Below are 11,938 nucleotides of genomic sequence, written 5' to 3'. Positions count from 1 at the left end.
GCTAAACGCAATGAAAGTGGTATGCGGTATTAAGGTCGGTAATATGAAGGATCCGGACGAGGCGAAGCGGGGTAAGGTCGGCATTGTCGACTTTGCGGTAAAGCCGGTCGGGCCGGAGGAAGTGAAGATCAAGGTTGCGTATTGCTCGATCTGCGGCTCGGACCCGCATATCGTGGGCGGCGCGTTTGGTCTGGAGCCGCCGTTCGGCCTGGGGCATGAGATGTCGGGCGTGATCGTCGAGCTGGGCGAGCGCGCCGGCGATACTGGACTCAAGGTGGGCGACCGTGTGGGCGGCAATTTCCTGCATTACTGCGGAAGCTGCTATTACTGCAAGACCGGCAATCCGGAATACTGTGAGAACGCGGGCAATGAGCCATGCATGGCGGAGTATGTCGTTTGGCACAAGTCCCAGGTGGTCAAGCTGCCCAAGGGCGTCAGCCTGCTACAGGGCTGCATGATGGAGCCGCTTTCCATCGGCGTGCGCATCATGGATAAGTCCAACCTGCAGACCGGCGGCCGCGTGCTGGTTTCCGGCGGCGGTCCGATCGGCCTGATCACCTGCCAGCTGTTCAAAAAGCGCGGCGCGGCCTGCCTGACCCTGTCCGAGCCGAACCAGGAGCGCTGCGCGATCGCCAGGAGCATCGGCGTGGATTACACGGTCGATCCCACGAAAGAGGACCTGTTTGCGCGCGGCATGGAGATCACCGAGGGGCATGGCTATGACGTGATTGTCGAGGTTTCCGGCGTGCCGGGCGCGGCGCAGTCTGTGCTGCCGCTTGCGGCAAAGTGCGGCACCGTGCTGTTTTCCGCGATGTTCCCGAATTCGTACGACCTGCCGTTCAACCTGTACGAGTACTGCTATAACCGGCAGATCACGGTCAGCGGCACCTACTGCACGCATTTCAACTTTGAGCGCACGGCGCTGATGCTGCCGGATATGGATTTCAGCGCGTTCACAAAGCCGGAGCAGATCTTTGATATCGATGACTGCGAGCAGGCGTTTGCGGCGCACCTGAGCGGCAAATATCCGAAAATCGTCATCCGCTGCAACCGGTTTGACGGGGAATAACAAGGAGGGTCTTGAAGATGAGCGAGAAAAAGCTGTTGACGATTGCGGAGTTGGAGGACAAGTGCGTCGATATCCGGAGCGATCTGCTGAATTTTATTTACCGCATCGGCATGGGCCATCTGGGCGGCGAGCTGTCCATTGTGGAGATGGCGGTCGCGCTGTATTACAAATACCTGAACTTTGACGTCATGGACCCGCACAAGGAGGGCCGCGACCGCTTCATCCTCTCCAAGGGCCATTGCTCGGAGACGCTGTACACCATCTTTTCCGATCTGGGGGCGTACACGCAGGACTACATGGTCGAGCACTTTGAAAACCTCGACCAGTACAAGTTTGGCATGCACTCCAACCGAAAGAAATGCCCGCAGATCGAGGTTTCGGCTGGCTCGCTCGGCCACGGCCTGCCGATCGCGGTCGGCTATGCACTCGGCGCGCGCTACCGCAAGGAAAACTACCGCGTTATCGTCATGATCGGCGACGGCGAATTCGACGAGGGTACCAACTGGGAGGCCCTGATGGCGGGCGGCCATTACCAGCTAAACAACCTGACCTGCATCCTGGACAAAAACGGCCTGCAGATGACGGGTACGACCGAACATGTCATGAACATAGATCCGGTGGCGGACAAGGTGCGCGCATTCGGCTGGGAGGTCATCGAAATCGAGGACGGCAACGACATGGCGCAGGTCTGCGCGGCGCTCGACCACCTGCCGGAGCGCGACTATGCAAAGCGCGCCAAGCCGACGTTCATTATCTCCAACACGGTCAAGGGCAAGGGCGTTTCCTTCATGGAAGGCAACCACAAGTGGCACGGCGGCGGCATCGGTGAAGAGGATCTCAAGACCGCGCTCGCGGACGTTGCAAAAATGAGAAAGGCGTGATGAACGATGGCAGCGAAAACGACTTACGATTTTGATATGATGCTCTCCAACGCCCGCGAGGCGTACGGCGAGGAGCTTTACAAGATGGCCTGCGAGGGCAAGGATTTTGTGTTTACCTTCAGTGATAATGTGGCGCCGTCCTCCTCGGCGGGCAAGCTGCTCAAGGAGTTTCCGGAGCGGTGCTTCAACTTTGGCATCGCCGAGCCCGACCAGGTCGGCGCGTCGGCAGGTCTGGCGCTGTCCGGCTGCACGGTGTTCTCTCAGGTGTTCGGTCCGTTCCTGCCCCTGCGCGCGGCCGACCAGATCCATACCGACATTGCGTATAACGACGTGAAGGTCCGTCTCATCGGCACCCATTCGGGCGTGACCGCGGGCGGCGGCCCGACCCATAACGATATCGCAGACCTGGCGCTCTACCGCGCTATCCCCAACCTGACGGTCGTCGTTCCTGCTGATGCGGCGCAGTGCTGCAAGTTTATCCGTGCGTCGATGGATTACGAAGGCCCCATGATTATCCGCATCGACCGCGCAGGCTCGCCGAACGTCTACGCCGAGGATTATGAGCTGACCATTGGCAAGGCGATCGAGACGCTGGAGGGTACGGATGCCTACATCATCTCGTGCGGCTCCAACCTGTACGAGTGCCTGATGGCGGCCAAAATGATGAAGGAAAAGCATGGCTCGAGCATCGGCGTTCTGGATATGCACACCATCAAGCCGCTCGACGAGGACGCCATCCTGCGTGTGGCGCAGAAGACCGGCAATATCGTCACCGTAGAGGACCACTCGATCAACGGCGGTCTGGGCGGCGCGGTGGCCGAGGTTCTGTGCGAGGTCAGCTACAAGGGCAATTTCCGCCGTGTCGGCATGCCGGATGAGTTCGCTGTGCTGGGCTCGACGGACGACATCTACCATTATTACGGCATGGACCGCGATGGCATCACGGCAAAGCTGGAAGAGATGCTGCGCCTGTGACCGGACGACTGTTTTAGAGGGAAAGCGAGGGAATACTGAAATGATGACACAAGTCATGGGCTGCTGCGGAAAGTATGTGCAGGGCTACGGCGTGCTTCACGACCTGAACAAATATGTGGACTGGATGGGTTCAAAATTTCTGGTCGTCGCCAGCAAAAACCGGATGCGCGACCTGAAGGACACCATATCCGTCGCGCTCGCGGGAAAAGAAGTCTCCTTTTATGAGTTTTCCGGCGAATGCAGCTGGTCCAATATCCAGAAGCTGATGGACGCGGCGCAGTCGTTCGGCGCACAGACGCTGATTGGCATTGGCGGTGGAAAGGTGGTGGATTCGGTCAAGGCGGCGGCGTTTAAGGGCGGGCTGCTCAACGAGGTCATCATTCCGACAATTGCGGCGACCGACGCCTATACCAGCGCGGCGTCCTGCATTTACGACGAACAGACGCACATGATGACCGAGGCGATCAACTCCCCCAAAAACCCCGACCTTGTGCTGGTGGATACCGAGATCCTGCTGAAAGCGCCGGTACGCCAATTCGTCTCTGGCATGGGCGACGCGCTTTCCACCTATGTCGGCGGCCTAGTGTGTCAGGACAATTATTTTAATAATCACCACGGCGGCGTGGGTACGCACAGCGCGCTGGCGATCGCCAAGCTGTCCTACGACATGCTGTTCCGGTACGGCCGGCAGGCCAAGCTGGCCGCGGAAAAAAGGGCGCTGAGCGACGCATATAATGCTATAATAGAAGTGAACATACTGATGAGCGGCATGGGGTTTGAAAACAACGGCTCTTCTTCGGATCACAGCTTTTATTTCGGCACCTTGGCGCTGCCGGACCGAGAGGAATATGTTTACCACGGCGAGGGCGTGGCGTTCTCCACCTGCTGCCAGCTCGTGATGCAGGGCGCATCCAATGAACAGCTTGACGAGGTTTACCGCTTCTGTCGGGATGTGGGCCTGCCCATCACCTTTGATGATATGCATTTGAGCGACCTGACGGACGAAGAGTACGATATCATGACAAAAGCGGCGCTGGAGCAGGGCTTCATACACAACCAGCCGTTTGAGGTCACTTATGAGAAGGTGCTTGGGGCTTATAAGGCGGCAGATGCGATAGGCCATCTGTACCATGAGGGAGGATCGCTGCTGTAAATATGAATGACCGGCAGTATATGAAGAATATAGCGGAGCTTGCGTTTTCCGGATATAAATTTGTTGTATATTATGCGGAAATGCTCGACCGCTGGATCGCCGAATTCCCGCATAACCATCCCATGTATGAAATCTATTATGTACTGGAGGGGAATGTAAGGATCAATATTGCCGGTACGGTGCAGGAATTGAGGGAGGGGCAGGCGTGCGTCCTTTCCAAGGATATCAAGCACCATCTGTATTACGACCCTGACGTACCCAAACGGTACTTTGCGCTGATCTTTGACATTGTCCCCTGCGAGCGGCTTGCCATGAACGGGCCGGATGGGACAGCCGAGCTTGCGGATATCCGGCAGGCGCTGCTTCCGGTCGATAGAACAGGCTTTCAGATACTCAACGCACATGCAGACGCACGGCAGAACGTCGAACGCATCCTTGCGGAAATCAGGGAGCGCCGGCTCGGCTGGAATACGCAGGCAGTCATGCTGTGCTATCAGTTTTTCGTTTTGACGCTGCGGCAGATCATGAGAGCGCCGGTCAGGGACGTGCATTTCTCCGGTCATGAAAACCTGGCGATGCAGGTGTCCATGTATATCCATGCGCATTATCCGGAAAATATTTCGGTGGAAAGCGTGGCTGAAGCCCTTAACGTATCGCCGCGCCACATCAATCGGGCCTATAAAGCGATGTTCTCTACAACATTTATGAAAAACACCAACCTGCTCCGCATTGCATACGCAAAAAATTACCTGTGTACGACCGATTTGTCCATCGAGGAGATCGCGGAAAAGATCGGCTTCACCTCATCGCGGGCGCTGTACAAGCTGTTTCAGCAATATGAGGGGCTTTCCCTGTCGCAGTATCGGGAGCGGCATAAAAAAGACAACTGAATACACCATATAGAAAGCCGCAGGCTCCGTGAGAGGACCTGCGGCTTTCGTATTCTGCTGCATGGGGGAGCGCGGCGTCAGCGCTTTTCGCGCATGGACAGCACCCTTTGACGGATTGCGGCCGCTGCGGCGCGCGGGTCGTCCGCTTTCATAACGGCGGACACGACCGCCACACCCGCGATCGGGCTGTCCGCGAGAACGTCCAGATTATCTGCCTGCAGGCCGCCGATGGCGACCACCGGAATGGGAACGGCGCGGCAGATCTCGTTCAGTGTGGAAACCGGCGTCAGCCTGGTGGCAACGTGGGTCGTGGTGGGATAGATCGCGCCTGTGCCGAGGTAGTCCGCGCCGTCCGCATAAGCGGCCTTGGCGGCTTCGACGGATTTCGCGGTCGCGCCGACGATCCGGTCCGGCCCCAGCAGACTGCGGCAGACCGCAACCGGCAGGTCGCTCGCCCCGACATGCACGCCCGCCGCGCCGCAGGCGAGGGCGACGTCCACCCGATCGTCAATAATGAGCGGCACCCGGAAGCGGTCGGCGACCTCCTTGACCCGCCGCGCGAGCGCAAGGTAATCGCGGCCGCCGGTATCCTTTTCGCGAAGCTGAATGAGCGTCGCGCCGCCGGCGCAGGCCTCACTGACCGCGCTCAACAGGCTGTCCTCCGTGTGGTAGCTGCTGTCCGTAATAACGTAGAGCGTGGGATCGAATTGCATGTTGATTCCTCGATTCATATTGATATATTGAGCAGGCCACAGCCCGATTCGAGCGCGCCGAGTCCGGCGCCGTCCGGCGCGAACGCGGCGCTGTGGCCAATGAAGCGGTTCGGCGCGTATTGATCGGCGCCGAGTACGGTCATATGGTTTTCAATCGCGCGGGCGCACAGGAGGGTGCGCCAGTGCAGCAGCTTGTTCGACCCCGCGACCCAGCCGGCGGGGACGAACAGAACTTCCGCACCTGCGGCCCGTTGCGCGGCAGCCAGCGCGGGAAAACGAAGCTCGAAGCAGGTGATAATGCCAAGGCGTCCGGCGGGGGTATCTACTGTCGGAAAAGCACAGTCGCCCGCCCGACATTCATCGGATTCGCGGTAGTCGAACGCATCATACAGCATTTGCTTGCGGTGGCAGCCGCGCAACGTGCCGCGGGCATCCAGCACAACGACGGTGTTGTACGGCAGGCCATCCGTGCGCTCATATACACCGGCGGCAAGCCACAGGCCATGCCGCCGCGCCAGCTCGGCCAAGGCGGTCACGAACGGACCGTCCAGCGGCTCTGCGGCCTGTATGTTCAGCGACCGCCTGTTCGTTTTTGCATAAAACATGCTGTATTCCGGCAAAAACAGCATGGATGCGCCGGCATCCGAGCTTTCCTGCGCAAACGATTGAATGGCGTGCAGGTTGTGCCGCTTGTCCGTTCCGGCGCCGAACTGCGCAAGGGAAACGGTTATGCCTCGCGCCAGCCCTTGCATACGTCCACCCATGCCTTGTAGCCGGAGAACTGCTCCAGCTCCGGAATGGTCAGCTCGATGGCAGAGTTCGCGGAGCCGCAGGCGGGGAATACCGTTTCGAACCGGTGGAGTGATTCATCCAGGAAAACGGTCACGCCGGAGTTGATGCCGAACGGGCAGACCCCGCCGACCGCGTGGCCGATTTCCGGCTCGACCTCATCAAAGGCGAGCATTTTTGCCTTGCAGCCGAAGCGGGCCTTGTATTTGGGATTATCCACCTTAGCGTCGCCTGCGGTGACAATCAGGATTACGCCGCCGTTCGTGCGGAACGACAGCGTTTTGGCAATGCGGGCCGGCTCGCAACCGACAGCTTGTGCCGCCAGCTCGACGGTGGCGGAGGAGGTGTCGAATTCCAACACGCGTTGCGCCGCACCGAAGCGGGACAAATGGTTTTTTGCTTTTTCAATAGACATCAGGTAGTTCCTCCACTCTGTTCCGGTATGGTATCGATCAGGCGCTCGCATAGGCGGCGCAGATAGATCGCGGTTTCGCTCAGCGTCAGGCAAAGCACGAGACGCTCGTCCGGATCATGCGGGTCGGCGGGCAGATACTCGCGCAGCAGGGGCGGGATAAGCGCGCGGATGCGCTCCTTGTTCTGGAGCAGCCGCGTATAGCCGGCCTCAAAATCCACGCCGTCCCGTCCGGTCAGGGCCTTCACGTCGCTGAGCTTGAGCGTCTGCTTGAGATGGTAGACGCAGAGCAGCTGCATGATTTGCTGGCGGGTGTATTTTTTGCCGCGCACGGGCGCCAGCAAGCCCTCCTTGACATAGTTGTGGACCATGGTTTTTGTCAGCAACTTGTCAGTTGGGTCGCGTTTTTCCGCCGAAAGCGTCTCGTCGAACAGCGACAACACCTGGTCCATATACAGATCAAGCCGCGGCACATCGGCAGGCTGGATATCCTGATCGGAAAAAACCTCGTCGATCAGCGCATCAAGCTCGGACATGCGTTCACCTCATTCCTTTCCTTATATTATAGTCCTTTCCCTCGGCCGGTGCAAGGGTGCGGGCTATCTGTCCGGCGGCTCACTTTTGGAAAATATCGAGCGCATGGCTGGTGACGCCCGCCAGATCCGGCCGCTCGCAGGTGGCGAAGTGGTATTTCAGATACAGTGCGAAGGCCGCTTCGTCCATTTGGTCGACCGCCTCGCGCATGAACAGGGCACAGCCATCCGACGCCACATAATGCAGGCGGGTCACGGGGAAATCCGCCATCAGTTTGTCGATATCCTCCTTGCGAACAAGCTCGAACAGGTCCTTTGGCTGCGAGGTAGCGGCAAAGGTTTCCGCATCGAGCAGTCCGTCGCGGATATACGCGCGCACATCGATATTGCCCCGGTGGAAGCCTTCGTCCAGCAGGCAGCCGTCAGAGATGACATAAGCGGCGAAAACAATACCGCCCGGCTTTGTTACGCGGAGCGCCTCCCGCAGTGCCTGCTGCTTGTCCCGCTTGGTGTAGAGGTGGTACAGCGGCCCGAGCAGCAGCGTGATATCGTATGTGCCGTTCGGAAAGGCGGACAGATCCAGTGCGTTGCCCTGAACGACGCGCACCTTTTCCTGGGGCTGGGTGTGCGCGCGGAACACCTCGATGTTGTGTTCGACCAGCTCCACCGCGTCCACGGTGTAGCCCTGCTGCGCGAGCGCGTGGGAGTAGCGGCCGGTTCCCGCGCCGATTTCAAGTACGCGGCTGCCGGGGGACAGGTATTTCCCGATGTAATGCATGGTGGTCAGAAACTCAACCGTTCCGTGCGGGAGCCGCAGCCGGCTGTCCTCGTCATAGTGGTTGTAGAAATCGATCAGATAACGGTTGTCCATGATCGGAAGCCTCCTTTTGGGGAAATCGATGTGCCTGCCGCCGGACGGCCTGCGGCGTATTGCTGTGATTATACCACAGACCGGAACCGGCCGCAAGACGGCCGGCAGGTGGACAGCGGCACAAAAATATGCTATACTTAAACAATAAACCATGGGGGATTGCGATAAAAGGGGGCAAACCAGTGCGATGAAACGGTTTTTGAGGGATGGGCTTTTGGCGGCCTGCCTTGCGGTGATGCTTTCCGCTTTCGGAACCTGCGGTGCGGCCGGCACGAAACTGCCGGTGCTGATGTATCACGATTTGACGACCGACCCGTCCAAAACCAACAGCATGACGGTCACGGACGAACGGTTCCGGCTGGATATGGAATTTTTACAGCAGTTCGGCTATACGCCGCTGCTGCCGGCGGACCTGATCAATATTCGGGAAGGGAAAATGCAGCTGCCGGACAAGGCGGTGATGGTAACCTTCGACGATGGCTACCGCTCCAACTATGATTATGCTTATCCGGTGCTGCAGAACACCGGTATGAAAGCCGCGATTGCGGTTGTTGCGCATAATATCCGGCAGGAAGGGGACGCCGATTCCGCACGGCACAATATGACCTGGGATGAGCTGCGGGAGATGGTGGACAGCGGCGCTGTCGAGGTCGGCTCGCATACCTATAACCTGCATAACCCGCAGTATGGCGGAAACAACGCGCCCGATGGCATCAACGGGGTGATGCGCCTTAAGGGAGAATCGCGCAGCGCGTATAACGCGCGGGTGGGCGGTGACCTGTCGAGCAGCGTACAGTTGATCCTGACGCATACCGGCCAGGAAAAGGTCAATTATTTTTCCTACCCGTTCGGCGCGTATGACAGTTGGATGCCGGACTTGCTGGCACAGGCGGGGATACAGGTCAGCGCGCTGACCAATCCTGGTCTGTCCGAGATTTCCGTTACCCTACAGGGTCTTTCGCGTTACGGGATCACGATGGACCGGCCGGTGTCCGCGCTGCTGCGGCAGACCGACCAGGCGGTTCCGGCGCTGGCCGCGGTATCGGTCAACGGGGAGCTGGCCAAGCTGCCGGCCTACTACATCAATGGCAACAATTATGTGCGCGTGCGGGACGTTGCGGTCCTGCTGGGGGGAACGGGCAGCGCGTTTAACGTAGAGTGGAACAGCGGGAAAAATCGCGTGGAGCTGCAGTCGTTTACGCCATACACGCCGCTGGGGACGGAAAACGCGCCCCTGTCCGGCGAGACCCGCACGGTTCAGTCCATCACAGAGCCGACCGTGGCGGACAGCGTACCCAGCATGGTCGCGGCTTATAATGTTGACGGGTATACCTATTATAAGCTGCGTAGTCTGGGCGACCTGTGCGGTTTTGCAGTCGATTGGGACGAGGAATCGCAGACGGTCATTGTAACCGCTTAAAAGGGAAATACACCTGCGCGAAAAGGCAGGTGTATTTTTTTGCTTGCAAGGGAAAAATGTTTACAAAACAGTGCTTGCATTTTTTCAAAAATGTAGTATCATAAAAGATATAAAATAGTTTTATAAACTATATTAAATCGAGGAGGAAACAATATGCCCCGCGTATTCCAGAAAGCCAGGGAGCCGTTTTCCAGTTATTCACATTTTGTGGGCGCGGTGCTCAGCGGGCTTGGTTTGCTGATCGTACTGGTGCGGTTGCTGTTCGGCAGTGCGGTATCAGGTTCGCTGGCTGCTGCGGCCGTTATCTTCTGCCTTTCCTTGATCGCTCTGTATTCCGCAAGCAGCGTGTACCACTTTTCCGAGAAAGGCGAAGCAGTGGTGCGGCGCCTGAAAAAGCTGGATCACAGCATGATCTATGTGCTGATCGCGGGAAGCTATACCCCGATTCTCTTACGCTATATGCCGTCGCCGCGCTGCTATGTGTTCCTCGGTGCGGTCTGGCTGGTCGCACTGGCCGGTATCGCGGTCAAGCTGCTCTGGATCGATGCGCCGCGATTGATCGGTACGGCGCTGTATCTGGTGCTTGGCTGGGCGATTGCCTTTGATTTTGGCGCGGTGCTGTCCATGCCCGTGCCGGCGATCGCCTTGCTGGCAGCAGGCGGCCTATCCTATACCGTGGGCGGTATTATTTATATGGCGAAGAAACCAAATCTCGGACCGCTGATCGGCTTCCATGAGCTGTTCCACCTGTTCGTGATCGTGGGAAGTCTGTGTCACTACGCGATGGTTTTTTGGTATGTGCTGTGATACCGCCTTTGAGCGGAATATACAAAGCTGCCAGTGGAAAACGTGAAAACTGCACAGCGCAGGGGGAAGAGCGACCGCTATTCCCTGTCATATATACACACAAAAAGAAAAAGATTATGAATTTTGTATAAAAACAGAATGTCAGTTTATACAAAAAGATCTAATTACTGTTGCAGGCGAGCAAAAAAACATGGTAAAATATTTGTCAAGAAATGAGAAATCTGGTAATTTTACTTGGCAAAAGGATGAAATCAATGAAGCAGATGCAGATAAACGGGCAGGATGCCCGTCAGTCGGTATGCACCGAAATAAAGGGCGGCTGGAGCCTCCTGCGCACGTCCGACTGTGCGGAGGGGCGCGAATATGCGCTGCGGGCGCATCGGAAAACCGACCGGACCCTGCGAATACTCGAGCAGACCCTGTATGCCATGCTGGAAGGCCTGTCTGTCGCGGTGCTGGTGGAAGACAACACCGGCCGGATTGCGCATATGGCCATGCAGGCGGTAAAGGGGCAGGCGCCGGATTGCCGGCTGCTGGCGCGTGCCGGTGGGACCGCGTTTGTCGCGCTGCCGGAGCCGGATGCCTGCCGGACTGTGGTGGAGAAGCTGGCGGAATTGTCGCATGGCCGTGAAGATGTCCGGATTCGGATTGCCGGCTATATGGGCGCGTGCCTGCCGGAAGTCCGTTTCGCGGGCCTGCTCAAGGGCGGCGCGGACGTGGAGCTGCTTTACACAGGCGGAGCTTGTCCGGAGCTGCGGTTCCGAACGCGGCGGGAGCATATGACGGCGGATGCGGTATGGATGCGCCTGTACCCCTGCTGGCAGGCAGCGGCATAAAAGAGAAACCGTTTTTCCATGTACGACATGGGAAAACGGTTTTTTTATTTTATTTTCGGGAATACTTGACATGAGTTGAAAAGAGGAGTAAAATATCAATTAATATAAGATATTAATTAGAAAGAGGGTGACATTATGCAGACCAGAAATACTGTACAGCGTCAGATTGTCCTGCAGGCGGTATTGCGCATGCACGACCATCCAACGGCGGATACTGTATATGCGGCGGTTGCGGCGGAGCACCCGTCGATCAGCAAGGCCACAGTATACCGCAATTTGAACCAGCTGGCCAATCAGGGAGAGATCCGCCGTGTTCCTGTTCCAAACGGGGCGGACCGCTTTGATTTCAATACCGAGGAGCATTACCATGTCCGCTGCAGCGGCTGCGGCGCGGTGTTCGATGTGTATATGCCACATATCGATAACCTGATCGAGCGCATCGACGATGCGTCTGGCGTTTCGGTGCAGCGGTACGATATTTTGTTCGAGGGTCTTTGCCCGAAATGCGGCGGCAAGGCGTAACCGGTGTTATTTTGGCGGCGGAAGCGCCGTTCACAAATAAAAATCCTGTAAAAAACGAGAGGAGAAA

General features: G+C 57.7%; 14 protein-coding genes. 9 read left to right on the top strand and 5 right to left on the bottom strand.

Going from position 1 to position 11,938, the window contains the following annotated elements:
* Window positions 1–10: 10 nt before the first annotated feature.
* Genes DBQ51_RS04430 through DBQ51_RS04410 form a run of 5 tightly spaced genes read left to right on the top strand, consistent with a single transcriptional unit; the run spans window position 11 to window position 4,968 of the window.
* Complete coding sequence (locus DBQ51_RS04430) at window positions 11–1,069, top strand: zinc-dependent alcohol dehydrogenase (protein ID WP_107630891.1); 1,059 nt, start codon at window positions 11–13, stop codon at window positions 1,067–1,069.
* Window positions 1,070–1,086: 17 nt separating this feature from the next.
* On the top strand, window positions 1,087–1,950 hold the full coding sequence (locus DBQ51_RS04425) for a transketolase (RefSeq protein WP_107630890.1): 864 nt from the start codon (window positions 1,087–1,089) through the stop codon (window positions 1,948–1,950).
* Window positions 1,951–1,956: 6 nt separating this feature from the next.
* Window positions 1,957–2,925, top strand: coding sequence for a transketolase family protein (locus DBQ51_RS04420; RefSeq protein WP_107630889.1), 969 nt, complete (start codon window positions 1,957–1,959; stop codon window positions 2,923–2,925).
* 40 nt (window positions 2,926–2,965) lie between these two features.
* A complete protein-coding gene (locus DBQ51_RS04415) occupies window positions 2,966–4,078 on the top strand; it encodes a glycerol dehydrogenase (RefSeq protein WP_054326805.1) in 1,113 nt (370 codons plus the stop codon).
* Window positions 4,079–4,080: 2 nt separating this feature from the next.
* Entirely contained in the window at window positions 4,081–4,968 is an 888-nt protein-coding gene (locus tag DBQ51_RS04410; RefSeq protein ID WP_107630888.1) for an AraC family transcriptional regulator, read from the top strand.
* A 77-nt stretch (window positions 4,969–5,045) separates the two neighbouring features.
* Here the strand turns inward: DBQ51_RS04410 and thiE are convergent, their stop codons facing one another.
* The 5 genes from thiE to DBQ51_RS04385 form a co-directional block, all read right to left on the bottom strand.
* Entirely contained in the window at window positions 5,046–5,681 is a 636-nt protein-coding gene (gene thiE, locus DBQ51_RS04405) for a thiamine phosphate synthase (protein ID WP_107630887.1), read from the bottom strand.
* A gap of 14 nt (window positions 5,682–5,695) precedes the next feature.
* Window positions 5,696–6,445, bottom strand: a complete 750-nt coding sequence (locus tag DBQ51_RS04400) for a nitrilase-related carbon-nitrogen hydrolase (protein WP_107630886.1) — start codon at window positions 6,443–6,445, stop codon at window positions 5,696–5,698.
* Window positions 6,409–6,885: a YbaK/EbsC family protein gene (locus tag DBQ51_RS04395; protein ID WP_054326810.1), complete on the bottom strand. Its 477-nt coding sequence runs from the start codon at window positions 6,883–6,885 to the stop codon at window positions 6,409–6,411. The genes DBQ51_RS04400 and DBQ51_RS04395 overlap by 37 nt, the downstream gene beginning before the upstream one ends.
* Window positions 6,885–7,418: a DUF1836 domain-containing protein gene (locus DBQ51_RS04390; RefSeq protein ID WP_107630885.1), complete on the bottom strand. Its 534-nt coding sequence runs from the start codon at window positions 7,416–7,418 to the stop codon at window positions 6,885–6,887. The genes DBQ51_RS04395 and DBQ51_RS04390 overlap by 1 nt, the downstream gene beginning before the upstream one ends.
* Before the next feature lie 79 nt (window positions 7,419–7,497).
* On the bottom strand, window positions 7,498–8,286 hold the full coding sequence (locus DBQ51_RS04385) for a class I SAM-dependent methyltransferase (RefSeq protein ID WP_054326812.1): 789 nt from the start codon (window positions 8,284–8,286) through the stop codon (window positions 7,498–7,500).
* Window positions 8,287–8,473: 187 nt separating this feature from the next.
* Here DBQ51_RS04385 and DBQ51_RS04380 point away from each other — a divergent pair, with 187 nt between their 5' ends.
* The 4 genes from DBQ51_RS04380 (at window position 8,474) to DBQ51_RS04365 (ending at window position 11,871) form a co-directional block, all read left to right on the top strand.
* Entirely contained in the window at window positions 8,474–9,706 is a 1,233-nt protein-coding gene (locus DBQ51_RS04380) for a polysaccharide deacetylase family protein (RefSeq protein WP_159068066.1), read from the top strand.
* A gap of 153 nt (window positions 9,707–9,859) precedes the next feature.
* Window positions 9,860–10,513, top strand: coding sequence for a PAQR family membrane homeostasis protein TrhA (gene trhA / locus DBQ51_RS04375; RefSeq protein WP_054326814.1), 654 nt, complete (start codon window positions 9,860–9,862; stop codon window positions 10,511–10,513).
* Window positions 10,514–10,767: 254 nt separating this feature from the next.
* A complete protein-coding gene (locus DBQ51_RS04370) occupies window positions 10,768–11,349 on the top strand; it encodes a hypothetical protein (RefSeq protein WP_054326815.1) in 582 nt (193 codons plus the stop codon).
* A gap of 135 nt (window positions 11,350–11,484) precedes the next feature.
* Entirely contained in the window at window positions 11,485–11,871 is a 387-nt protein-coding gene (locus DBQ51_RS04365; protein ID WP_054326816.1) for a Fur family transcriptional regulator, read from the top strand.
* Window positions 11,872–11,938 lie beyond the last annotated feature (67 nt).

This window comes from Agathobaculum massiliense, assembly GCF_900291975.1.
GTDB lineage: Bacteria > Bacillota > Clostridia > Oscillospirales > Butyricicoccaceae > Agathobaculum > Agathobaculum ammoniilyticum.
The sequence above is the reverse complement of the archived record's forward strand: the minus strand, read 5'-3'. Positions and strand labels throughout refer to the sequence as shown.